Below are 23981 nucleotides of genomic sequence, written 5' to 3' on the forward strand. Positions count from 1 at the left end.
AACACCGCCGTGCGCGGGGCACCGGTCGTGTGGTCAGGCCTCGGCGGCCGGGATCTCGCCGCCGTGCTCGGCGAGCAGCCGGTAGCGGCCGTGCTCCCGGCGGACGGTGCCGGCCGTGGGCCGCGGGAAGTGGGTGCCCAGGAGCAGCGCGTCGGTGTCCGCCACGCCGTCGAGCAGCCGGGCGCGGGTGCGGATCGCCTGGGCGGGGTCGATGTCGACGCAGCTGTGCACGTGGGGGTGGGACAGCTGCACAGGGTGGTGGATGCTGTCGCCGGTGATCAGCGCCCGCCGGTCGCTGCCGCGCAGTTCGACGGCGACCTGCCCCGGAGTGTGGCCCGGGGCGGGGACCAGGAGGACGCCCGGCGCCACCTCGTGTCCCTGCTCGGGCACGTCCACGAGGTCGTACTGTCCGGCGTCGCGGACGGGGTGGACGGAGTCGCGGAACATCTGGGCGCGGGCCTCGTCCAGGTCGGTGGCGGCCCAGTGGTCCCATTCGGTGCGGCTGGTGAGGTAGCGGGCGTTGGGGAAGGCGGGGACCCAGTCCTCGCCGGCCAGGCGGGTGTTCCAGCCGACGTGGTCGGTGTGCAGGTGCGTGGTGATCACCAGGTCCACGGACTCGGGCGGGAAGCCGGCCGTCGCCAACCGCTCCAGGAAGTCGGTGTCGAGACCGTTCCAGGCCGGGTTGGCACGGGTCTTGCCGTTGCCGATGCCGGTGTCCACGACGATCCGCAGTCCGCCGGCCTCCACCGCGAAGCTGTGGCTCGCCAGCCGCGGGACATCGGCGTCGGCGAAGTCGGGCCGCAGCCACGACGCCTCGTCCAGCACCTCCCTGGTGGCGTCCGGCAGCAGCCACGGTCCGGTCTCGCGAGGCAGCTCGATCTCATCGACGCGGCGTACGACGATGTCGCCGAGGCTCCATCCCGTGCTGGTGGCGGGGGTGGCCTGACGGGGGGTGGCGGTGCTCATCGGTGGGACCCTTTCAGGTCAGGCCGCGCGTGGACGGCGCGTGACACGGAAGCCTTAAGGCGAATGCTTTGCATTAAGCATTCTAGGATGGCGCCACCTCAAAACGCAAACCTTTAGCTTTTAGGTGCCCGAAGGGGACCCGCCGCGACCGAGCGCCGCCGCCACCAAGCGGCCGACGTACGCCTGGGACAGCTCCGAGGGGCGGAACAGGATCCGATACATCAGCGGGGCGACCACGACGTCCAGCAGCGTCTCCAGGTCCGGCACGGCCTCCCCGCGCCCGGCTGCGCGTACGCCGATGACCTTCAATTGCTCGGCGGCGTAGTCGGAGCAGCGCGCCGCATTGCCCTGCCCTGGGTCACCCAGCAGGGCATCGCGGATGTACGTGCGACCCGCCGTCGAGGACATCTCCTCAGCGAACTGCACGGTCCACGCCTCCAGGTCCGCTCGCAGGCCACCGCGGTCGGCCGGCGGGGCATCCGGGCGCAGCCGCTCGACAGCCACATCGGACAGCAGTTCCCGCAGGTCTCCCCAGCGGCGGTAGACAGTGGACGGCGTGACCCCCGCGCGGGCCGCGATCAGCGGCACGGTCAGCGCGTCCCGCCCCATCTCCGCCTCAAGATCACGGACCGCCTGGTGCACGGACTGCTGGACGCGGGCACTGCGCCCACCGGGGCGTGTGGTCGCTCGGGCACTCATGGGGACAGCCTAATGCGAAGAAATTGCGTCTGCCGGAACGGTCGGCCGGAAGTGGAGTGGCCCTCCCGCCCTCCCGCACCGCCGGCCGTGGCACGCGGTTCAACCCACGAACCGGCTCGCGGCCATCGCCCGATCTTGAAGAGTCCGCACACCTCGCCAACATCACGCGGCGGCCGTTCTGATTCCCGCCCCCAACGGCCCGATCACGAAGTGCGGGAGCAGACCTCGCCACTGGGGAACGCCGAGCCCCCTGCCAGTACCTAAGACCCCCGGGCAGGGGGAAACCGGCCTTCCTGGACGACGCCCTCCACGTAAGAGCTTCGGCACTGCACGGCGTATCCCCACCCTGCGGACGGGAAGCCACTTGGGGTCACCCCTTAAGCCGAGGAGACCTGTCCTGATCCTGGGCGTCTCTCGACGTCGTCGGGTCAGTGGCCTGTATCCGTGCAGACGCCTCACCGAACGAGGTGCCTATTTTCAGCCACTGCGGACGTTACCTTGCTTGCGTCGACGCGCAAGTGAACGTGGCGCCAAGAACTGGCCATAAAATGCTGGCCACTTGCAGGAGTGTCGGCCATGTCCTTCGTCGGATTCAGGCGATCACGCGGTGGCTGTCACGGCAGGCGGGGCCATGCGGGGCGGAGGAGAGCTTGAGTGCGGATCTTGCCACTGCTTTCGGCAAGGTGCAGCGGGACCACTCGGACAGTGCAGCTACTGGCCCCCGACGCGCGACGCCACCCCGGCACACGCCGCGGCTGCTGCGGTCGCCGCGGCTGCGGTTGCCCTCCTGGCTTGGGGCCGGGGCAGCGGACAGATGAGACGGGCGCCTATCTGAGCCCAGTACGTCCTCCGGCGGCGCGGGTGGTATCGAGCGCTCGTCGGATCGCACAGGCAATGGATCACCCTGTCCCGCTCTCCGGGTACCGTCAGGGTATGAGTCATCCGCACCCCGAGCTGAAAGCCGCCCCACCCCTTCCCGAAGGAGGGCTGCGGGTCATCGCCCTGGGCGGCCTGGGTGAGATCGGCCGCAACATGACCGTCTTCGAGCACGCCGGCAAGCTGCTCATCGTCGACTGCGGCGTGCTGTTCCCCGAGGAGACCCAGCCCGGCGTGGACGTGATCCTGCCGGACTTCACCTCGATCCGGGACCGGCTGGACGACATCGTGGCCGTGGTCCTCACCCACGGCCACGAGGACCACATCGGCGGCGTGCCGTACCTGCTGCGCGAGCGGTCCGACATTCCCCTGGTCGGCTCCAAGCTGACGCTGGCGTTCCTGGAGGCCAAGCTCAAGGAACACGGAATCCGGCCGCGCACGGTGCGGGTGCGGGAGGGCGACCGGCGTGGCTTCGGGCCCTTCGACTGCGAGTTCGTGGCGGTGAACCACTCCATCCCCGACAGCCTCGCGGTCGCTATCCGCACCCGGGCCGGGATGGTGCTGCACACCGGCGACTTCAAGATGGACCAGTTCCCTCTCGACGACCGCATCACCGATCTGCGCGCCTTCGCCCGCCTCGGCGAGGAGGGCGTGGACCTGTTCCTCACCGACTCCACCAACGCCGAAGTACCCGGTTTCACCACCTCCGAGCGAGAGCTGAACCCGGCGATCGAGCAGGTGATGCGCACCGCGCCGCGCCGGGTCATCGTCTCCAGCTTCGCCAGCCATGTGCACCGCATCCAGCAGGTCTTGGATGCCGCCCACCAGCACGGCCGCAAGGTCGCCTTCGTCGGCCGGTCGATGGTCCGCAACATGGGCATCGCCCGTGACCTGGGCTATCTAAAGGTCCCCTCCGGTCTGGTCGTGAGCACGAAGGAGCTGGAGAAGCTCCCGGACCACAAGATCACTCTGGTGTGCACCGGCTCCCAGGGCGAACCGATGGCCGCGCTGTCACGGATGGCCAACCGCGACCACATGATCCGCATCGGCAAGGGCGACACCGTCCTGCTCGCCAGCTCCCTCATCCCCGGCAACGAGAACGCCATCTACCGGGTGATCAACGGACTCACCCGGTGGGGCGCCCACGTGGTCCACAAGGGCAACGCCAAGGTGCACGTCTCCGGGCACGCCAGCGCCGGCGAACTCGTCTACTGCTACAACATCGTCAAACCCCGCAACGTCATGCCCGTGCACGGCGAATGGCGCCACCTGCGGGCCAACGCCGACCTCGCCATCCGTACCGGTGTCGACCCCGACCGGGTCGTCCTCGCCGAGGACGGCGTCGTCGTCGACCTGGTCGACGGACGCGCATCCATCACCGGCAAGGTCCCCGCCGGCAACGTCTACGTGGACGGCATGGAAGTCGGCGGCGCCACCGAAGCGTCCCTCAAGGACCGCCTCACCCTCGCCGCCGAAGGCGTGGTCACGGTAGTGGCGATCGTCGACGCGGACACCGGCGCCCTCGCCGAGGCCCCCGACTTCCTGGCCCGCGGCTTCGTCCACGACGACACCACCTTCGAGCCGGTCATCCCCGTCATCGAGAAGACCCTGGCCACCGCGGCCCAGGAAGGCGTCGGGGACGCGCGCCAACTCGAACAACTCGTCGCCCGCGCTGTGGCGAACTGGGCGTTCCGCACCCACCGCCGCAAGCCCCTCATCATCCCCGTCATCGTCGACGCCTGAGCCACAGCCCGGCACCACGGTTCCCGTTCCGCCCGCGGGCCCGCCGGCATCGAGGTCGGGCACGGGAGTCAGCGGCCGCCCCAGCAGGCCGGGGTGGCAACGCACTCCACGTGATGGGTCATCGGGAACATGTCCCAGGACAGAAGGCGTGAAAACCCGCGGTTCAGCTGCACGGTAGCCGCGCAGGACATGCGGCTCGCGTGCCCGGCGACCATCAGGGGCCGCGCAGCCATTGCTGCGCGGCCCCTGATCTTGTGCCGGCCCGGCACGAGATCAGGCGACTTCGTCCAGGTGGGCGGCAGGGCCCGCGCGGGCGGCGGCCACCGGACGCGGCGTGCGCGATCCCTCGGGCAGGTCTGCGAGGTCAGGCCAGGTTGATGTTCTCGGCCTGCGGGCCCTTCTGACCCTGGGTGACGTCGAACGTCACGGCCTGGCCCTCCTGGAGCTCACGAAAGCCTGTGGAGTTGATCGCGGAGTAGTGCGCGAAGACATCCGGGCCGCCGCCGTCCTGGGCGATGAAGCCGAAGCCCTTCTCCGCGTTGAACCACTTCACAGTTCCCGTAGCCATGGTCATGCCTTCCAGTCGATGAACGCCTCCCACTCCATGTGGCAGACGGAGGTGATCGCCCTGGTCCCTGCGGCACAGCACAGCAAAACGCCCACACCGGAGGCGTGGGCAAGAGGGAATTCCGAACCACGACAGCTGACGCAGACGCTACACGCCCACACGCCGCGTCACCATAGGAAAAGATCACTCCGCACACCGAGGCCGTGCGTGCGATGCCCGCCGGCGCTGACGGGCACGCTCATCTCATTCGGTTGCCGTTGGGTTCGCCGATTCGGCGGCGCGGCGATATTCGGCGTTGATGCGCTGGGCTTCCTCGAGCTGGTCTTCGAGGATGACGATCCGGCAGGCGGCCTCGATGGGGGTGCCCCGATCGACGAGTTCCCGGGCGCGGGCGGCGATGCGCAGCTGGTAGCGGGAGTAGCGGCGGTGGCCGCCTTCGGAGCGCAGGGGGGTGATCAGGCGGGCTTCGCCGAGGGCGCGGAGGAAGGCGGGGGTGGTACCGAGCATCTCGGCCGCCCGGCCCATGGTGTAGGCGGGGTAATCGTCGTCGTCGAGACGGCCGAACGTGTCATCTGCTGTCATTGCACCTCTCTGTGGAACGCGTCGAGGGGCCCTGGCGCCGTCCGGCACCAGGGCCCCGAAGGAACTACTACACCATCTGCCGGCCCTGACCCTGGACCGGCCCTCTGTTTCCGCAGACCCGACCGAGACGCTGTCGGGGGCGCGGGGATCGCGGTTGCTTGACCGGAGACCACCTCACTATCGATGTCCTGCGGTACCCGGGTCCTGGACTTCCACCCGGGCGATCCTGATGGCGCTCGGCTCCTCCGTCCTTCCTTCTTGATCAACTACTCACTGACGAAAACCGCGGACTGCTGGTACTGCAAACTGCTGGCGGCCTCGAACAGCGCCACCTTCGGCAGCCAGCCCCGTCGCCTGTCCTGCGTCTGCTCCGGCTTGGAACCCCACTGCCGAACCTCCCGGTGCGCGCGCCCGCAGCCGACGCCTTCACCGAGGTACCGCTCGCTGACTTCACTGCTGGGTACTGCGAACTTGCACTTACGGGTACTGCCACTGCGGCACTGCTCATGGCGGCCCCTGATCACTGCGGGCCACCCGGTCCGGTCGTCAGTCCCGTCGCCGTCCTGCAACCGCTCTGGCTTCGGAACTCCACCACCGCACCGTCCTGCGAACTGCAACTGCGGTACTGCTGCCCGGCAGTTCATTTCTGCCGAGCCTCGCCCGATCTCGGCTACGAGAGAAACCATAACCACACCGCCACCACATTTCTACTCCGGCTGGCATAGATTTCCGCATGCTCGAAGACAAGGTAATCCGCCTCGACCGGTCCATGGGTGGTTCAAGCAGCTCCGAGGCCCAGTCCGGCGCTCACAGTGACCCACCGCCGCGCAGCACGTCGGGCTGAGCGTGGCGTCGCCGACCGCGCCGCGGCTGCCGTCGGCGGGCACCGGCCAAGACCGCGTCTCTTGAAGGACACCACCGACCGGGACGGACGCTTCCAGCCGTGACGCCCCGCAGGCGGGGCCGTTGACGGGCGCGGCACGAGGGTCGGCGCCGCCCTCGACGATCCCGGGATGATCGAGCAGCTCGTGGAAGTGTGCACGCGGGTGCCGCGATCCGCGATCACGAAGGTTCTGGGCCACCGTGTCGAGGACGGGCCGGCGTACGGGGGCGCGCCGGGTCGCCGAGGAAGGGCGGCGTCGGCCTCGGGAGGAGGCGCTGCGCTTGGGGCCTTCGACCACCGGTGTGGTGATGACGACCGGGATGTTGGACGGGGCTTGGGCGCCGGTGATCCGGCTCAGGGCCTCGTCTTCCGAGCGGATCTGGGTGGTCTGGGGCCTGATTCCGGCGTCTGACATGAGGCGGACCATGTTGCGGCGCTGGTTTGGTGTGACGAGCGTGATGATGCTGTTGGACTCGCCGGCGCGGGCGGTACGGCCGCTGCGGTGGAGGTAGTCCTTGTGGTAGGTCGGAGGATCGACGTTGACGACCAGGCGAGGTTGTCGACGTGGATGCCGCGCGCCGCGACATTGGTTGCCACCAGCACGGTGACGTGCCCCGCCTTGAACTGCGCCAGTGTGCGGGTGCGTTGCGGCTGCGGCTTGCCGCCATGCGGCGCGGCGGCGCGTACCCCGCTGTTGAGCAGGTCCTGGGTCAGCCGGTCGACGGCGTGCTTGGTGTCCAGGAACATGATCACGCGGCCGTCGCGGGCGGCGATCTCGGTCGTGGCGGCGGCTTGTCTGCGCCATGGACGTGCAGGACGTGGTGCTCCATCGTCGTGACCGTACCGGCCGACGGGTCGACCGAATGCACGACGGGGTCGGTCATATAGCGGCGAACCAGCAGGTCGACGTTACGGTCCAAGGTGGCGGAGAACAGCATCCGCTGCCCCTCCGGACGCACCTGGTCGAGCAACGCGGTGACCTGCGGCATGAAACCCATGTCGGCCATCTGGTCGGCCTCGTCCAGCACCGTGATGCCCACGTGGTTCAGCCTGCAGTCGCCACGGTCGATGAGGTCCCTGAGCCGCCCGGGCGTCGCGACGACGACCTCGGCCCCGCCGCGCAGCGCGCCGGCCTGCCGGCCGATCGGCATGCCGCCCACCACCGTTGCCAGCCGCAGCCTGACGGAACGGGCGTACGGTGTGAGCGCGTCGGTCACCTGCCGCGCCAGCTCACGCGTCGGTACGAGGATCAGCCCCAGCGGCTGGCGGGGTTCAGCACGCTGCCCAGCGGTACGGGCGAGCAGGGCGAGGCCGAAGGCGAGGGTCTTGCCGGAACCGGTGCGCCCGCGGCCCAGTACGTCACAGCCCGCCAGGGAGTTCGGCAGCGTCGCTCCCTGGATCGGGAACAGTGCGGTCACACCCTGCTTGCCGAGTTCGGTCAGCAGGTGCTCGGGCATATCGAGATCAGCGAAGCCCGCAACGGGGGGGAGGCAGCGCGGGGGTGATCGTCCTGGGCAGCGCGAACTCACCTTGCGCTGCGGCTGGCCGGCGGGCGTAACCGCCGGAACGGGCGGGGCCGCCGGAACGGCGCGATGCCTGCGAGCCCATGCGACTGCCACCCTTTCCGGCGTCGGCACTGCCGTGACGGGAGCGGTCGTTCGTGCGTGTGCGGTTCATGCGGAACCTTCCTCGATGTGGCGCATATCAAGGAATTCCCGCAGCAATGAGCGGCATGGAGGATTACAGGTATGGACCGGTAGTAAAAGAAAACAGACTTCCGCCGGAAATATCCGGGGCACAGGTACTGAAATGAGTGACGCGACGGGGACGAGACTGCCGATTCCCCCGAGTCGCCCGCAGGTGAAATCACTGCGGGAGATGCGTGCAGCTGGGGCCCGCACCCCGAAGGATGCGGGCCCCAGCTACAAAATGTGCGTCAGCGTCAGGCCGGAACGATGTTCTCGGCCGTCGGGCCCTTCTGGCCCTGCGCGATGTCGAAGGTTACCTTCTGGCCTTCGAGGAGCTCACGGAAGCCCTGCGCGGCAATGTTCGAGTAGTGGGCGAACACGTCGGCGCCGCCACCGTCCTGCTCGATGAAGCCGAAGCCCTTTTCCGCATTGAACCACTTCACGGTGCCAGCAGCCATGTCATATCTCCTTCGGGGCAGTACATCGGGATCCGCACTGCGCGAACGCCGTGTCGCCGCAATGATTACCCCGTCCGGAAATGACCGGAAATTCAGAAGTGCCTCCAACCGACAGAACCCGGTGGGGCACTTGAAGTTTTGGGAACCACAACTGCAACCGAGATCGACAGTAGCACACCGGAACGTCCCGCGTGCATTACGTAATTCCGCTCCGCTCAGCGCGACAAAAACTCTCACCACGCGGTCCGCCAAAGCCTCACTTCGCAAGCACAGATATTGACCCACTCGGAGTGCCGCGTTTCAGGAAGAGCGGTCTCACAAGGTGCAACCCTGACCGCCAGGGGGGCGACGACGTACACGGCTGTCCGTAAGGCGCCTTCAAAAGGCGTCCAGCAGCACCCTCGCCTCGCTCCTGATGCGGGGGAGAGCCGCCGACGCAGGTGGTCCCCCGCCAGGGCAGAGACGACGGCACACACGGAGCGCGCCATGCGGGCGAAGCCGGTGCCCTGCGAACCGGCACACCGCGTCATTCCGAAGGAATGTGGAACTCGAATTCGGGGCGGTCCCACGGCACGGCGGGCGGGTTCGCGAGCGCGGTCCCGGTCCGCACTGCACCGGTGCGGCGGTAGAAGTCCGCGGCGGGACAATGCGACACGACCTTGACGCGGTCGAGCCCGGCGGCACGGGCCTCGGACTGCATGTGCGCGACGAGCAGTCGTCCGATGCCCCGTCCTTGTGCTTCGTCGGCGACGAACAGCAGGTCGAGCTCCGGTGGAGCGAGGACGAGCGAGTAGAACCCGAGGACCCGGTCTGCGTGCTCGTCGGCGCCGACGGCTACAAAGGCGCGGTGGGCCTCGATGTAATCAGGGCCGACTCGGTAGCCTGCGACTGCGGCTGCGTACTTGCCCTCGTAGGCGCCTGAGCCACGCACGAGCCGCGTGAGCCGTTTGGCATCCCGCGCGACGGCCCTCCGTATGGTGACCGGCCGGTTGGTCGGGGACGTGCGTGAGGTCATCGGGAGAGTATTTCGCACCGGAGAGTGCCTTCATGCGGCGGGTCTGCTGCTCGGGCAGGCGTTCCCGCACTGCTCCCGGGTACCGCTCGCCCAGACCCCGACCGACCACGTCACTGCCGCCGGAACAGGTCGCCCGCCAGCAGCAGCTGGACGCCCGAACCGCTGCGGAGGACCCGACACCAGGCGAGACACCACCCGCTCGGAAGCCTCGCCAGCCCGCGCTTTGGGGGCTTCTCGTCGAACTCCGCTGTCACACTGCCCCTATGACGGGGGGCATGACTGTGCGGGTCTGACCAGGTGGAAGACCTCCCGGGCTGCGTAGCGTTTGAGGCACCGGACGACCTCGGTTGCGGGTCTTGCCCTCTTTGATGCGGCGTTCGTAGTAGTCCTGGGTGCGCGGGTAGAAGCGCAGGCGAGTGTGCACGATCCGGTGCAGGACGGCGTTGGCCTGCCGGTCGCCGCCACGGTTGAGGCGACGGCACTGCCGAGGGCCGCGGCCCGATCTCTCTACGTCGGAGTGGCAAGGGTGGTGCGATGGGGGTTGACTACCACCCTCAGAGAGATTGGCGGAAGCGTGGGCAACCGACAGACCGGCACCGTGAAGTGGTTCAACGAGGAGAAGGGGTTCGGCTTCATCACCCCTGACGGTGGGGGTGACGACCTGTTCGTCCACTTCAGGGCCATCGAGGCCGAAGGCTTCAAGAGCCTCACGGAGGGGCAGAGGGTCTCCTTCGTCGCCGAACGAGGCCAGAAGGGCATGCAGGCCGCACAGGTCCGCCCCGAATAGCCCTCGCATCGTGCCATCGCGCCCGAGACTTCCTCTTGGGCGCGATGGCACGCACCAGCTGGCAACCCCGGCAGTGCGTTCAAACATCGATGGCACGCGATCAAATCGTTGGCACAGGACACCGGCCAAGGCGCTGCCCTGCTCCGGGTCAGCCGACGGCTTCCGACGTCGGGTAGCACACCGTTCGCCACTGGCCTGGAATGCCGGTCGGTCTACCCACCCGGCAACAGCTTCCGAGCGCTACCGCTCGGCGGGGACGATAGCCTGGTGGCATGTCAGAACGTGCCGTCCTGGGTCGCACGGGTGACCTGATCTCTCTGGACATTGCGAACGTTCTGTGGGCCGATTTGACGGCTGACAGTGCTGTGCCGACGGCTTCTGGGGTGTTCACCTGCCCTCCTGCCGATGCCCGGGCGGGGTACATCCTGCTCGGCAGCCATGTGGTGACGATGGTGAAGGCAAGCGACGGCCGGTGGAGCGTTCCGGAGAGTGAGGTGCGCCGGGCGGCAGCCGGACTGAACGCTGTGGAGATGCACTACCAGGACCTGGTCCGCATCGGTCCGTTCCGCAGCACACCGCAGCAGGCACGCGACGAGGGGGTGCTGCTGCACTGGCGCCGGCGCGTCACGCGGCAAGTGCAGGAGCCGGGCGACCCCGGGCGGGCAGCACCGCGTGACGACAGCCGCCCCTGCCATCTGGCGGGGATCGACTGGCGGCGGGTACTCGTGGAGCAGACCCGCGAGGGGGCGGTGCGGACGTGGTGGCTGCCGCGCGCCGTGGTCAGGCTGCTGGACGCGGCCGAGCACGCCGAAACGCAGTGGCTGCACGCCGCACGAACCCGCCAGGCAACTGCAGTCGTCACCGAGCAGCCCTGTCACCACCGGCAGGCCCGAGCTGCCGACAGCCGGCAGACGGCGGGCCCCGAGGGCCCGGCCGCCCCACTGCGCCCGTACAACGGGGAGCTGGGAGGCCAGTTGTACTCGGTGCTCAGCAGGAAACCCGGCTTCTCCCGCAAGGTGGCCCAGTGGACGTGCGCCGTCTGCCGCACCGCACCCGCTACCGTGCTCGACCACTGCCACGAACACGGCTACGTCCGCGCCCCCGTCTGCCACTCCTGCAACACGCAAGAACGGCCCGACCACCTGTACAGCAACGACATCCGCGTGGCCAGCCACTACCGGCACCTCTTCCACACCCACACCGACCACTGGCTGCGCCACTGGCACCGCTGCCCCGGCTGCCGCGCCCGCACCACCCTGCCGCTGCCACACCTCGCCGCATGGACCGCATACATAGCCTGCCGGTCGCTGCGCCCGACCCACCGCGCCTCCCGAGGGCGCGAACCCTGCGGTGTGCTGCGCGTGTCCTGGACGGGCAGCCAGAACGCGCCGCGTTCCTGCCTGCTCACTGTCGCCGTCGACTTCTGCCCCTCCGGCGAGCACCGTGTCCTGGCTCAAGTCCCCTACCGCGAAGCCGCCGGGCAGTTCCGCACCTGGCTGGCCGAGACAGCCCCTGCCGTGGCCGCCGCGGCCGGCCCCGACCGCCTGGACGACCTCCCCGCCCGGCCCCGGCCAGTCATCGCGGACACCACCGGCGAGGGCCTGGCGCTGTTCTGACCCGACACCAACGTCAATCCGCAGCCCACCCAGGAAGTGTGCTGGAAATCCCATGGTGACGGGGCGTCACATTACGTCCTTGGTACTGACGAGTCGAAAACTCTGCAGGTCAATGGAGTTGAGTGACATACCAAGCGGGGCGTAAGCGCGGCTACCGGATGTCCACTGCGTTACACCACACCCGCCACTATGCCCACCGCACCGAAGAACTGGGCATCCACGGTGTTGGCTAACATCCGAGATCATCTTATCCCTGCCGGCGGGCGACCTCCGGGTAGCGGGTGAACAGATAGCCCAGCATCACTCCGCCCCGCTTGTCCGCCTCTGAGGCGCCCTTCACCACTGCGCGGGTCTGGTGACCCGGCCCGGGAGCCTTCGGGCCCATCCCAGTCGAGCGTGTCGATGATCCAGGTGCACATGCAGTGGCCCAGCTCCGGGGCGACGCGGGTATCGCGCTCGCCGAAGTCGCCGTACAGCGGGCGCAGCAGCGTGCTGAGGACGCCCTTGGCGATCTGGGTGCGCAGGTCCTGCTCGGGGAGCTGCGGCAGATGGGGTGGGATCGGGTGTGGTTGCCGACGTAACGAGCGTCATACACCACCGGCGCGGTACTGCGCATGGCTGGCAGATTGTAGGGGCAGACCCTCGCACTACTCCCTCGTGCGACCGCGGCGGACTCTTCGGGTTGAACCCGTTCGCCCTATTCCTATGGCGCGCCTCCGGCGGTGGGATCCCTCAGCGCTGAAAGATGTGAAGGGCTGTCTGTCGGATCAGAATCACTGCAGAGAGGCCCGTCATGGATGAGGATCCCACCCGTATCTCGGCCGACGAGGTGGAAGCATTCATGCGAAAGCTCCAGACCTGGGGGGAGGGGCTGGATGAGAAGGAGAAGATGCTCCTGCAGGCGGTCCTGACCCCTCCCGAGGACATTCAGGCCGGCACCCCGACCGTCGAACGACGCGGATTCGAATTCAATGACTTCACCATCGAGGTGCCTCTGGAGACCATTGTGGGCCGGTTCCGATTCGAGCAGCACGGCAAGGAGCGCAGGATCTATATCAAGCAAGGTCCAGTATGGGTGCGCTTCATTCAACGACCACGACCACCGAGATAGAGATGGAGGCGGTTCGGAACATGGTTCCCGACCGAGAGACTGCGATGACGCTTGCGGCCAAAATGGTCAAGTGGGGAAACACGGAGCTCTCTGAGAAGGAACAGGGAATGCTCGTCGATCTCGTATGGCGCCACGCCGACCCGCACGACCATATCCGTGTGAGAAACTTCGACGCACTCGACGACGACGAAGAAACTTTTGTGACGGAACTCGAGTCGGAGTTCCGGCGGTCGGAGTGACCGACGTCGAGCTTATCGTCAAAGCCACGCGGCTATGTAACCTGCGCTGTACCTACTGTTACGATTGGCGTGCCGGAGAGGGCCACACGATGTCCTTCCGGACCCTGGCTCGACTCGTGGCCCGCACACTCGGCCAGCCGGACCACCGGACCGTCGGATTCGACTGGCATGGAGGCGAACCGACGGTCCTTCCGCTCTCTTTCTTCAAGAAAGCGCTGCACCTTCAGGAGAGGTTCCGGAGGCCCGACCAGCTGATCCGGAACGCGATCCAAACCAATGCCACCCGCGTCACGCCGGAGTGGGCCCGATTCTTCGCCGACCACCACATCGACGTGGGCATCAGCATTGATGGACCGGCTGCCATCCACGATCGCTACAGGATCGACCGGGCCGGCCGCCCCACCCTTGCGCGTACGCTCGACGGCCTGCGAGAGCTGCGTGATCACGGCATCGAGCCGGGGGTCGGCGTCGTGGTGGACAGGGCCGCCCTGCAAGCCGGGCCGGCTGCGCTGCTCGACTTTCTCGACGAGCACGAGATCCGCGCCGTCGGTCTCAACTTCGTGATGCCGGATGCGCTGGCCGACAACGTCGGGAATGGGGACGGGCGGCACTACGTCGACCCCGATCAATCGGCCGGGTTCCTGATGAAACTTTACGACTGCTGGCGAAAGCGGGACGGCGCGGAAATCCACATCCGGGAATTGGCTGCTCTCATCGATTCATTGCACGGTACGCGGCCGTCGCCGTGCACACTCGCCGGCCGGTGCTTCGGAATCGTCTTCCGCATCGAGCCGAACGGGGACGTGTACCACTGCGACTACTTCGGCGCAGACCCCCGGTACCGCTGGGGAAACATCACTACGGACAGCTTCTCCGCCATCCGACAGAACGTGAATCTCCAGGAGCGAACTGCGGCCCACGCAAAGGAACGCGATGGGATGCGTTCGTGCGACGAGTTCTCGGTGTGCCACGGCTGGTGCCCTCACATCCGGCACACGTCGCACCGCCATTACGCGGGCCACCATGACGGCTGCTGTGGCCTGCGACCGCTCATCGCGCACATCCGCGAGAATCCGCCGTCCGGGCGGACCACGCCCGCGATGGCACAGATCTGACCCCTCCAAGGAGACAGTGGGAATGCGCAATGTCGGTCTCATCGTCAAAGTGACCCGTCTTTGCAACCTGCGATGTTCTTACTGCTACGACTGGCGGTCCGGTCCGGACCAGAGAATGCCGTTCGGTGTGGCGGCCCGTATGACGGCCGCGGCACTCAGGGATCCTGAGCACGACGCGGTGGAGTTCCTGTGGCACGGCGGTGAGCCGACGCTGATTCCTGTGCAGTACTTCGAAAAGGTGATGGCGGTACAAGCCCGCTTTCGCCGCCCCGGACAGCCGATCGTCAACGCGATCCACACGAACGCCTCCCATATCACCAAGAGGTGGGTGGAGTTCTTCCGGCAGTACCGGTGGCAGGTAGGGATCAGCGTAGACGGGCCGCGAGAAGTCCACGACGCGTCTCGGGTGGACGCGGCCGGGCGGCCGACCCTGGAACGCGTCCTGCGCGGCTATGAGGTGCTCCGGTCCGAGGAGCTGGGCGTTGGGGTCATCTCGGTGGTCGACCGGCGGACGCTGGCCCTTGGTCCGGTGGCACTCTTCGACTTCATGGTCGAGGTCGGCATCCACAACTACGGCATCAATTTCGCGATGCCCGACCCACAGCCCGACGCGGCATCTGGAACGACGGTGGACCACTACATCACGACCCAGGAACGCACCGAATTCCTGATTGGTCTGTACGACCGATGGCGTACGTACAACGACCATCGCATCGAGATCCGGGAGATCGCCACGGTCCTGGATCGACTGGCACGTGTCAAGGGCGGGTCGCTGCCTTGCACATACGGGGGAGACTGCTTCGGCAATCTCTATACAGTCGAGCCGAACGGCGACGTCAACCACTGCTGCTACCTGGTCGGAGACCCCCAGTATCGGTGGGGGAACATCATGCGGCAGGACTTCTCGGCCATCCGGCAGAGCCCGAACATGAACGCCGTCGTGGCAGCACGTGCCCGCGAGGAGGGCGAACTGCAGCAGTGCCCGGAGGTGAGCGTCTGCCGAGGCGGGTGCCCCATGGAGATGTATATGTCGGCGCGTCACGACCCCGAGCCGCTCACGGCATGCTGCGGGCAGGCCGACTTCATCCGTCACGTCCGCGCGCACCCCGTGGTGGAGGCGGTCGTATGACCCTGCATGTCCGGTTGGCCGCCACGGTGAACGAACCGTACCCCCACGCTACCGTTGAGGGGCTCCTAGGCGAATCCACCGCTAACCGTGTACTCGGGTGGCTCGAAAGAGACGCCTTGTGGCTGGTCGAGCAGAGCCCTCTGTACGAGCAGTACCGCTGCGGCAACCTCGTGGACCTGCTCTCCTCCGACGACGGGAGCATGGGCACGCTGCTTCTGCGTATCGCCGAACAGGCGGAGCAGGTGTTCGGCCGGGCGATCGAACGTCGGCGCATCGAGGTGGGCGCGCACAAACATGCACCGGGTCACTACGTGCGCACGCACACCGATGTTCCCCATGGACTCACAGAAACCCATCGCGTCGTCATCACGCTCGCGTCTTCTGCGGCGCCGGTGACGGGAGGAGAGCTGGTCCTGCAGGGGTCGGAACCCTCTTCCGGCAACGACGTCGTCATTCCGCACCGGCATGATCGAGCAGTATTCATGGAACTGTCCCGTCGTTCCTACCACTCAGTGCTGCCTGTACAGGGCGGAGTTCGGTACAGCCTCGTCCTGTCGTACTGGGCAGCGCCCACCGGCTCGTACGAACCGTTGCAGCGCCCCTCGCCGGAGTCCGTTCCAACCGGCCTGCTCCAGGTCCTGGAGCAGCTGGGCGCCCATGAAGTGCCCCATGCCAGTCGTCATGCACGGTCGGGCTGGGCGGCGCGCAAACGGTCGCTGTCCAGCCACCTCGTCGGCACCTACGAGGTCCTACGGGACTGGGGGTGCGGCCCCGACGTGTGTGCTGCCGGCCTCTTCCACGGTCTTTACGGGCCGCGTGGCACGGGAACCGCCCTCCTCTCCCTCAAGGACCGCGACACACTGCGCGAAGCCATCGGCCCGCGTGCCGAGGAACTCGTGTACCTCTACTCTGTGCTCGACCGCAGCAGTGATCGCCTTCGTCCCGGGGGCGTGCTCAGGGCAAAGCTGCTGGGCGGCGGGAAGCCCATCGACATGGAGGCGGGCCTCGCCACCACCGTCTTCCTGCTCGCGTGGGCAAGTCTCCGTGAACAGGTGCCGGAGGTGGCGCTTTCCCCCGGCGAGATCGAAGAACTCCTGGCGCGCCTCGAACTCTTCGACGCTTTCGTCCCCGAGAGCGCGGCACGGGACCTGCGGTCGACCTTTGCGCAGTGAAAGCACTCGTTCACCTCGCCCTCGGTGAGGAGTTCGCGCGTCTTGTCCATGGCGCCCATGGATGCCCTGGCGGGACCCGGGGCGTCACGCGCGGCCTGCGCCCGGCCTGGTAATGAGCTCGTGCAAGGTTGGCTGTGGCGTGTTGGCGGAACCGCTGAGCTGTTTCAGCGTGGCTACTGATCGGGTGAGAGCGGTGGTGTCCGCAACGCACGATGCTCCGGTGCCGTTAAGGGAGGTGCTCGAAGCCTCAACCCACCGGCACCGCCGCTGCGAGCTCCGCCGGCCCGGTCGGCCTTAGGCCCAGTAGGCCCAGTAGGCCCAGAAACGATGGCTCAGTCCGCCGTCGGTTCTCCGGGGGCCGTCAGGATCTCGCTGAGGTCCATCGGTTCCGTGAGGTACAGCTCCGAGGTGTCCAGCTCGTGCGGCGGGCGCAGGCCCCAGCGGGCCTCGGGTTCCGCCTCGCCGCGCTGTTTCAGCTGCGCCGAACCGATCAGGCCATCGCTGACGTATATCCCGCGCCACAGGACCGTGCTCGGCTCCCGCGACACCGGCCTCGCCGTGAAGCAGGCCCAGTGCCGGCTCAACAGCGTCCTGGACCGGCGCGTCACCGCTGACGGCATCATCGGTCCCAAGATCTGGGCCGCTCTCGACAACTGGTGATGGAACGACTTCAACTGCCACAAGTGAGCGATCGGTGCCGGGGCCGAAGGCCAACCGTGCTTTCGGCCCCGGCACCGGCCACCTCCGTGTCGGGGCCGCCATGCCCTATGCACGTCTCTCATCACCACTCGTACCCGAGGAGTCGGATCATGGCCTCACACCGACGCGCCCTGCTGCCCCTGACCCTGCTGCTTCTCCTCGGTGGAGTCGCCGGTACACCGTCGGCCGCCGCACCGGCCCCCATACCCGCTGCGGCAGTCACCCCCTCCTCCACCTGCAACTTCTACTCCGGCGACGAACCAGTGAAGCCCGGAAAGACCTACAACGACGGGCGGGTGCTCGAAGCGCAGTGCCTGATCAACACCAACACCAGCTACCTCCCACTTCTCACCATGGACGGTATCTACGGCCCTACGACCATCCACGCGGTGGAGGTGATCCAACAGCACGCCGGGCTCCCCTCCACCGGAATCGTGGACCACAAAACCTGGGCGGCCCTGCGAGCCGGCGTCGAGTGGTAGACCAAGTACGGCATCTGCGTTGGAGCGGCGGTCTACACCGCCTGATCCGCGGTGACACTTCCGGCCCCTAGGGGCCGGATTCCGCGCCCAGTGGTCTGATGGCGCGGATCAAGCAGGAGAGCTTTGCGGCGTCCATGGCCGACCGGCGCGTCACGGAGGCATTCGCCCGGTGGTCCACCTGCACGGCCGTGCACGGGTTCCGGGTAGCCGGTCCCGTCCATGCTGCCGACAAGCTTGCCTCCCCCACCGAACCGGCCCCTAGCGGGGCCGAGATCGACCAGGCGAAGGCTGATGTTGCGTGCAAGAACACACAACTACGCCTACGCATAAGCCCGTAGGTGGGCGCCTGGAGGCGAGGCGGCGCGCACACGGCAACCCGTCCTCTCCGGCGAGGCGGCCCGCCTCGCCTCGGTCCGTCCCCAAGTCCGAGCGAATTACGGGAAGTTGCAGTGACCTTCTCCCTTGTCGACTGCCATAATGCGCAACCGAGTAAGGGGGTCGACCATGCCGATCGCGCTTGCGGAGTTGATCGGACAACTGCGTACGGAACTGACCGAGGCGATGCACGCCGGACAGGACACGGACCTCCGGTTCGAGGTGGGCCGCGTCGAACTCGAACTGACCGTCGCGGTGGACAAGGAGGCCGCGCCAGGAGCGAAAGTCCGCTTCTGGGTCGTGGAGTTGGGCGCCGAGGCGAAGAGGTCCTCGAACACCACCCAGCGGATCACGCTCGAGCTGGTTCCCCGCAGCACCGACCGGCCCGGCCAGTCGCCGTTGATCTCCGGCGCGGGGCTGCCCGGCGAGCGCTGAGCACCGAGCGGCGTCAAACACCGCGCGGCGCACGGCAGGTGGCCCGCTCAGCATTCGCATCGCGAGGAGCCACCCATGCCCTGGCCAATGAGGGGCCTGCAGTGGAAGCAGGCCGTGGAAGTGATCGTCACCCGCGAGGACGGCGGCGACCGGCGCGGTTCCGGGTATCTCGTGCGTCCCGGCGTCGTCCTCACCGCCGCCCATGTCGTGGCGGCGGCCCGCCGGGTCCAGGTCCGCTCCGAGGAGGCGGGAACCCTCCGGTGGGCCGCGGACACCGAAGTCGCCTGGTCCGGCGAGGAGATCGACGTCGCCCTCCTCGCGCTGCACGAAACACCCGAGGCGGCCGGGCGCCTGTGCCCCGCCGCCTTCGGCGCGGTACGCAAACGCGACGCGGGCCTGGCGTGCAGCGCCCTCGGCTTCCCGCTGTTCAAGCTCCGCAAGGACCCCGGGGGCGCGTACCGGGACTCCTTCCACGCGATGGGCACCGTCGCCCTGCTCACCGGGCAGCGCGAGGGCGTCCTGGAACTGCGCGTTCAACAACCGGAACCGGCCGCGGACCACCGGCAGGTGCCCTGGCAGGGCATGTCCGGCGCGGCGGTCTGGGCGCACAGACGGATCATCGGCGTCATCGTCGCGCACCACCAGGCCGAGGGCCTTGGCACCCTCACCGTCAGCCGCGCCGACCGGTGGGCGCAGCGGGTGGACGCGGCAGGGCTCGCCGCACTGCGCGCCGTGGGGCTGCGTCCCCGGCTGCGGCCGGCGGCCCCGGCCTGGCGGAACCGCACGGTGGCGGTCGCCGCCTCGGGCGCGGTGCTGGCCGCCGGGGTGGCGATCGGCTGGCCGGAGAGCAGACCCGCACCGCTCCACTTCCGCATCACCGGCTCGTGCACCCGGACCGGTCAGGTGCTGACCAACCGGTCCAGCGGCTTCACCCCAGGCGGCGACTACACCGACGAGATCATCGGCCCCGACGGCAAAACACCACCGGGTGTCATCACCAAGGAGACCGCCAACGGCGACGGATCGCTGAAATGGTTCTGGCCCTGCTCCAGCACCGACCAGCAAGGCGTCTACCGGGTACGGGTGACCGACAACACCACCCACCGACGGACCGGCTGGGTCACCTTCCGGGTCGGTGACGTGGCGCCGTACACCTGCCGCTTCCGGCGCGACGGCGCCCTCTGGTACGCGGGGATCAGCGACACCCGCGACGCCGCCCTCGACATGGGATCCCGCGGCGCGGAGGTGGCCGAGGCCCAGTGCCTGCTCAAGCGCCTCGGATACCAGCTGGGCCCCGGCGACGTCGACGGCTGGTACGGCGCGCACACCCGACAGGCCGTCATGGCAGTGCAGCAGAAGAGCGGCCAGCCCGCCGACGGGCTGACCGGAGCAACCACCTGGCACCTGCTACGCACGGCAGCACCGGACCGAAACCCATCGATCACGCCGCCCGGAGACCGGGAGTGAGACCGCCTGCCGCTCCTCCCGCCGGCCGCTCGCCGCCTCACCACCGCGTTCCTGCAGACGGCGCTGATCCGGCTGGAGCAGGTGCACGGCACGGTGGTCGGCAAGGACGTCGCCCCGGTCAGCCAGCTCACCCCCGGTAGGCAGGAGCGACACGCCTGCATCTGACGGTTCCTCAGCCAAGTCGACATCGGCCCCGCCTCCCCCTGGGCCGACGTATCGCGCCTGCCACGACAGGCTCGCCGGATCCCCCGCAGCCGGGCCACCGCCGCCGAACAGGACTCTTCACCCCGGGCTGCAACGGCGCAATTGAGCCCATCGCGGGGTTCCCGTCAACATCGGCACCGGCCTCGCCGCTCGCCACACTCCAGGAGCGGGAGAGCGCTGTCGCATTACATCTCCAAGCTGGACCAGATCGGATGCATGGCTGGATGTCGCCCCATGTGACAGGTTGGCCGGTTTTAAAGCCATGATGTTGCCGGGGAGTTAACACGAGTACATGATCACTGCTCGTATCAGCCTGATCACTCATCCAGGAGCCGAGAAGTGATACGCAGAACCGCTCTCCGCGCCCTCACCACCGTCGCCGTGACCGCGGCCCTGGCCCTGCCCCTTACCCAGGGGGCCCAGGCGGCCACACCGAACACGGCCGCCCCGGCGACCACCACCCCGGCTGCCGCGGTCAACTCGGACAACGACAACCCCTTCCGCCGGATGGAACTGGACGGCCTGCGGGCCGACTTCCAGTTCATGTGCCCCACCGGCCACTGTGTGGGCTTCTGGTCCCTGGTCCTGACGAAGGACGTCGCCCAACAGGACTTCGATGGCGGCAAGTTCTTCGTCTACGCCCCGGCGACGGGTGAGTTCAGCTTCTTCCTCGACACGGACATCGCCGTGCGCACGGTCGACCACCCCGGCCAAGTCCGCCTGGTCGACACCGAGTTCCTGCGCTCCCACCCGCGCGTCGAGGTCCGCTACGGCAACCCCGGCCAACCGGACCGGGCCCGCGTCGTCGCCTCGGCGACGACCCTGATGTAGCCGATCACCGCCCCGCCCGACCCGGGCGACCGAGTCGCGCCCAGCACGCCCGGCGGCCACCACGGTCGTGACCGGCAACGGCCGCGCCGCCGACGCAGCGGCTCGCCGCACTCGCATGCCCTCGTTCACGAGATTTCATCACAAGGGAGCCATTGATTTTCATGCGCAAAAATCAGAGATTTTTCACCTTCGCCACTGCGAGTGCGGTCATATGCACCGCCGGATTAATGCCGTCGGTCAGCCAGGCCGCCGGCATCGGCAACGGGGAAGCGAAGCGGTCCTACGCCAAAACGCACGGCCTGACGGCGGACGATGTCGAGAACATCAATGCACTCAACGAAAGAGCCCTGGCTATGGGCCGGCCTGGCGTCGCGCCGTCCTTCCGGGCCCCCAGCTTTTCCGATGACAGGGAAACCCCTCCCGCCGAGCCGCTCGACAGGATGCCCGACGCATACCGGGCCTACGGGGGAAGGGCCACTACGGTCGTCAACAACTACATACGCAAGTGGCAGCAGGTCTACAGCCACCGCGACGGCAAGAAGCAGCAAATGACCGAGGAACAGCGAGAAAAGCTGTCCTACGGCTGCGTCGGCGTCACCTGGGTCAACTCGGGCCCCTACCCGACGAACAAGTTGGCGTTCTCGTTCTTCGACGAGAACAAGTACAAGAACGACCTGAGGAACACCAGGCCCCGGGACGGGGAAACGCAGGCGGAGTTCGAGGGACGCATCGCCAAGGACAGCTTCGACGAGCGGAAGGGTTTCAAGCGGGCACGTGAAGTGGCGTCCATCATGAACAAGGCCCTGGAAAACGCGCACGACGAGGACACGTACATCGACAACCTCAAGACAGAACTCACCAACAACAATGACGCTCTGCTCCACGAGGACAGCCGCTCGAACTTCTACTCGGCGCTGCGGAATACACCGTCCTTCAGGGAAAGGGACGGAGGCAACTACGACCCGTCCAGGATGAAGGCGGTGATCTACTCGAAGCACTTCTGGAGCGGGCAGGACCAGCGGGGCTCCTCCGACAAGAGGAAGTACGGCGACCCGAACGCCTTCCGCCCCGGCCAGGGGACCGGCCTGGTCGACATGTCGAAGGACAGAAACATTCCGCGCAGCCCCGCCAACCCCGGTGAAAGCTGGGTCAATTTCGACTACGGCTGGTTCGGTGCCCAAGCAGAGGCGGATGCCGACAACACCATCTGGACCCACGCCAACCACTATCACGCGCCCAATGGCGACCTGGGCCCTATGCATGTATACGAAAGCAAGTTCCGGAACTGGTCTGCCGGGTACGAGGACTTCGACCGCGGAACCTACATGATCGCGCTCATACCCAGGAGCTGGAACACCGCCCCCGCCAAGGTGGAGCAGGGCTGGCCCTGACAGAACCGGGTAGGGGGGACCGGCTCGCCCGGCCCCCCTACCCCTCCATCGGACAGGCCGTGGGCCGCGGCAGCCGCAGCATGACTCGCACCAGGCAGCGCCGACGGGCGTTCGCTGCCCGAAATCGGCGGCCCGGTCGGGTCATGCTGCAGTGGGACGACGAAGGAAACGACCGACAGGCCGCCCTGGACCTGTTCGACGCCTTCGGCTCCAAGGAGAAGACGCTGCACGCCAACATGGGCGGGCACACCGGCGTCCTGCGGTTCGCGGGGGAAGCCGTGGACCAGTTCTTGACCCGACATCTGAAGTGAGGCCGGGCCAACAGGCTGGCAACAGACGGTAGTTGATGTCGGCCGGCATGCGGCTCATCGACGACAGGCCCCGGCCCTCCGCAGCTCTCCACCCCGTGGGCCGACAGCAGCCAGTTCGCATTCCCCACGTACGGCCAGTTCCCCTTTCACGGACCGTAGTCAGCGGGAGAACGCCGATTGTGTTCCACAGGGCGGACGTCACCCTTGGGTTTGTGCCGAGTGGCGCATACTGCGTCGGGTGGGGTACAGGTCCGTCCCGCCCGACACCGTGCCTGCCCACGCGATGTCGTCCACCGCCAGTCCTGGGTCACCGGCCAGCGTCACCGGAGTCATTCCGGTGAACGCCCCAACCTCCCGGTGGAGATGGGACTGGTCGACGTAACCGCACTCTGCCGCGACCCGGACCGTGCTGTCGCCCGTGGTCAGGCGATGGGCAGCATGCCGGAAGCGGACCAGCGTCGCAGCGCGCTTGGGGGGGCAGGCCGATCTGCGACCGGAACCGGGACCACAGGCGCCTGCGGCTCCACCCGACCTCGGCCGCCAGATCCTCGACCCTGACCCAGCCCCGGCTGACCACGATCCGGTCCCAGGCCCGGGCCACCTCCGGATCCACCGCCGGGCCCGTTTCGCATCGGCGGGTGAGCAAGGCGTCCGTCAGCGTAAAACGGTCCTCCCACGACGGGGCAGCGGCCAATTGTTCCCGGAGCCGGGACACATCCCGGCCCCACAGGCCGTCGAGGGCGACCACGGTATGGTCCAGCTCCGCCGGGCAGACACCCAGCACGGAGTAAGCGACCACCGGGGACAGGCGCACTTCCACGCACATGACCTTCTCGCCCCGCATACGGGCTGCGCCGGGCGCGAGCCCGGCGACGAGGCTTCCGCGGTGCTGCCGGCCGGTGGCGTCGTCGATGGTGAACGGGCCGTCACCGAACTCCAGAACCAGCGTGACGGCCGGGTACGGGACCACCTGTACGGCAACCGGGCCCGCGCCGCGGTCACGGAATCCGGCCAGCCTGACGCCTGCTGTCCGACTGGGCCGCGGCGGCCTCGCAACGTCCCACCTGGCCACCGCCTCGCCCTCGCGCACAAGGGATCGCATCGCCCCATTTTAAGAGGGGGTTGACCGGAACATTTGT

At 67.8% G+C, this 23981-nt stretch carries 20 protein-coding genes, 3 pseudogenes and 1 riboswitch; of the genes and pseudogenes, 14 read left to right on the forward strand and 9 right to left on the reverse strand.

The features are described 5' to 3' along the window. Positions 1–33: 33 nt before the first annotated feature. Together ACIHFE_RS25375 and ACIHFE_RS25380 are read right to left on the reverse strand one after the other, a co-directional pair. The gene (locus ACIHFE_RS25375; protein ID WP_400109929.1) at positions 34–966 is read right to left on the reverse strand and encodes an MBL fold metallo-hydrolase; all 933 of its coding nucleotides are present in this window, start codon (positions 964–966) and stop codon (positions 34–36) included. A gap of 120 nt (positions 967–1086) precedes the next feature. Beyond that, positions 1087–1665, reverse strand: coding sequence for a TetR/AcrR family transcriptional regulator (locus ACIHFE_RS25380; RefSeq protein WP_400109931.1), 579 nt, complete (start codon positions 1663–1665; stop codon positions 1087–1089). 297 nt (positions 1666–1962) lie between these two features. Then, positions 1963–2139, reverse strand: a riboswitch (M-box (ykoK) riboswitch). Positions 2140–2598: 459 nt separating this feature from the next. On the opposite strand from ACIHFE_RS25380, the gene ACIHFE_RS25385 reads away from it, so the two are divergent. Beyond that, positions 2599–4284, forward strand: a complete 1686-nt coding sequence (locus ACIHFE_RS25385) for a ribonuclease J (RefSeq protein WP_400109932.1) — start codon at positions 2599–2601, stop codon at positions 4282–4284. A gap of 364 nt (positions 4285–4648) precedes the next feature. On the opposite strand, the gene ACIHFE_RS25390 is transcribed toward ACIHFE_RS25385, so the two are convergent. From ACIHFE_RS25390 to ACIHFE_RS25410, 5 genes and pseudogenes are all read right to left on the reverse strand, one after another. Further along, positions 4649–4852, reverse strand: coding sequence for a cold-shock protein (locus tag ACIHFE_RS25390; protein WP_030052720.1), 204 nt, complete (start codon positions 4850–4852; stop codon positions 4649–4651). 243 nt (positions 4853–5095) lie between these two features. Then, positions 5096–5434 (reverse strand): helix-turn-helix domain-containing protein, encoded by a 339-nt coding sequence (locus ACIHFE_RS25395; protein WP_400109934.1) that lies wholly within the window; start codon positions 5432–5434, stop codon positions 5096–5098. Between the two features lie 1076 nt (positions 5435–6510). After that, positions 6511–7994, reverse strand: a pseudogene (locus ACIHFE_RS25400) (DEAD/DEAH box helicase); the annotation flags it as partial. Positions 7995–8259: 265 nt separating this feature from the next. After that, on the reverse strand, positions 8260–8463 hold the full coding sequence (locus ACIHFE_RS25405) for a cold-shock protein (RefSeq protein ID WP_023586116.1): 204 nt from the start codon (positions 8461–8463) through the stop codon (positions 8260–8262). Positions 8464–8989: 526 nt separating this feature from the next. Continuing rightward, the gene (locus ACIHFE_RS25410) at positions 8990–9478 is read right to left on the reverse strand and encodes a GNAT family N-acetyltransferase (RefSeq protein ID WP_400109937.1); all 489 of its coding nucleotides are present in this window, start codon (positions 9476–9478) and stop codon (positions 8990–8992) included. Between the two features lie 574 nt (positions 9479–10052). Here ACIHFE_RS25410 and ACIHFE_RS25415 point away from each other — a divergent pair. From ACIHFE_RS25415 to ACIHFE_RS25445, 7 genes are all read left to right on the forward strand, one after another. Next, complete coding sequence (locus ACIHFE_RS25415) at positions 10053–10265, forward strand: cold-shock protein (RefSeq protein ID WP_400110205.1); 213 nt, start codon at positions 10053–10055, stop codon at positions 10263–10265. 272 nt (positions 10266–10537) lie between these two features. Beyond that, positions 10538–11881: an endonuclease domain-containing protein gene (locus tag ACIHFE_RS25420; RefSeq protein ID WP_400109939.1), complete on the forward strand. Its 1344-nt coding sequence runs from the start codon at positions 10538–10540 to the stop codon at positions 11879–11881. 793 nt (positions 11882–12674) lie between these two features. Beyond that, positions 12675–12992, forward strand: a complete 318-nt coding sequence (locus ACIHFE_RS25425; RefSeq protein ID WP_400109941.1) for a hypothetical protein — start codon at positions 12675–12677, stop codon at positions 12990–12992. A gap of 2 nt (positions 12993–12994) precedes the next feature. Beyond that, positions 12995–13231, forward strand: a complete 237-nt coding sequence (locus tag ACIHFE_RS25430) for a hypothetical protein (protein WP_400110215.1) — start codon at positions 12995–12997, stop codon at positions 13229–13231. Then, complete coding sequence (locus ACIHFE_RS25435; RefSeq protein WP_400109943.1) at positions 13117–14346, forward strand: radical SAM protein; 1230 nt, start codon at positions 13117–13119, stop codon at positions 14344–14346. The genes ACIHFE_RS25430 and ACIHFE_RS25435 overlap by 115 nt, the downstream gene beginning before the upstream one ends. 22 nt (positions 14347–14368) lie before the next feature. Beyond that, the gene (locus ACIHFE_RS25440; protein ID WP_400109945.1) at positions 14369–15475 is read left to right on the forward strand and encodes a radical SAM protein; all 1107 of its coding nucleotides are present in this window, start codon (positions 14369–14371) and stop codon (positions 15473–15475) included. Further along, entirely contained in the window at positions 15472–16647 is a 1176-nt protein-coding gene (locus ACIHFE_RS25445) for a 2OG-Fe(II) oxygenase (protein WP_400109947.1), read from the forward strand. The genes ACIHFE_RS25440 and ACIHFE_RS25445 overlap by 4 nt, the downstream gene beginning before the upstream one ends. Before the next feature lie 332 nt (positions 16648–16979). Here ACIHFE_RS25445 and ACIHFE_RS25450 read toward each other — a convergent pair whose 3' ends face one another. Further along, entirely contained in the window at positions 16980–17195 is a 216-nt protein-coding gene (locus ACIHFE_RS25450) for a hypothetical protein (protein ID WP_400109949.1), read from the reverse strand. Positions 17196–17456: 261 nt separating this feature from the next. Between ACIHFE_RS25450 and ACIHFE_RS25455 the strand changes: the two genes are divergently transcribed. The 6 genes and pseudogenes from ACIHFE_RS25455 to ACIHFE_RS25480 all read left to right on the forward strand — a co-directional run. Then, positions 17457–17828 carry a peptidoglycan-binding protein gene (locus ACIHFE_RS25455; protein ID WP_400109951.1) on the forward strand — a complete coding sequence of 124 codons (372 nt, stop codon included), beginning with the start codon at positions 17457–17459 and terminating at the stop codon, positions 17826–17828. A gap of 504 nt (positions 17829–18332) precedes the next feature. Further along, entirely contained in the window at positions 18333–18638 is a 306-nt protein-coding gene (locus ACIHFE_RS25460; protein ID WP_227728123.1) for a trypco2 family protein, read from the forward strand. Between the two features lie 75 nt (positions 18639–18713). Continuing rightward, positions 18714–20105: a peptidoglycan-binding protein gene (locus tag ACIHFE_RS25465; RefSeq protein ID WP_400109954.1), complete on the forward strand. Its 1392-nt coding sequence runs from the start codon at positions 18714–18716 to the stop codon at positions 20103–20105. 543 nt (positions 20106–20648) lie between these two features. After that, a complete protein-coding gene (locus tag ACIHFE_RS25470; protein ID WP_400109956.1) occupies positions 20649–21140 on the forward strand; it encodes a hypothetical protein in 492 nt (163 codons plus the stop codon). A gap of 161 nt (positions 21141–21301) precedes the next feature. After that, positions 21302–22531 carry a protein-glutamine gamma-glutamyltransferase gene (locus ACIHFE_RS25475; RefSeq protein ID WP_400109958.1) on the forward strand — a complete coding sequence of 410 codons (1230 nt, stop codon included), beginning with the start codon at positions 21302–21304 and terminating at the stop codon, positions 22529–22531. A 131-nt stretch (positions 22532–22662) separates the two neighbouring features. Then, positions 22663–22842, forward strand: a pseudogene (locus tag ACIHFE_RS25480) (alpha/beta hydrolase); the annotation flags it as partial. A 198-nt stretch (positions 22843–23040) separates the two neighbouring features. Here the strand turns inward: ACIHFE_RS25480 and ACIHFE_RS25485 are convergent. Beyond that, positions 23041–23944, reverse strand: a pseudogene (locus ACIHFE_RS25485) (helix-turn-helix domain-containing protein). Positions 23945–23981 lie beyond the last annotated feature (37 nt).

Source organism: Streptomyces sp. NPDC052396, assembly GCF_044593195.1.
In the GTDB taxonomy this organism is placed as follows: Bacteria; Actinomycetota; Actinomycetes; order Streptomycetales; family Streptomycetaceae; genus Streptomyces.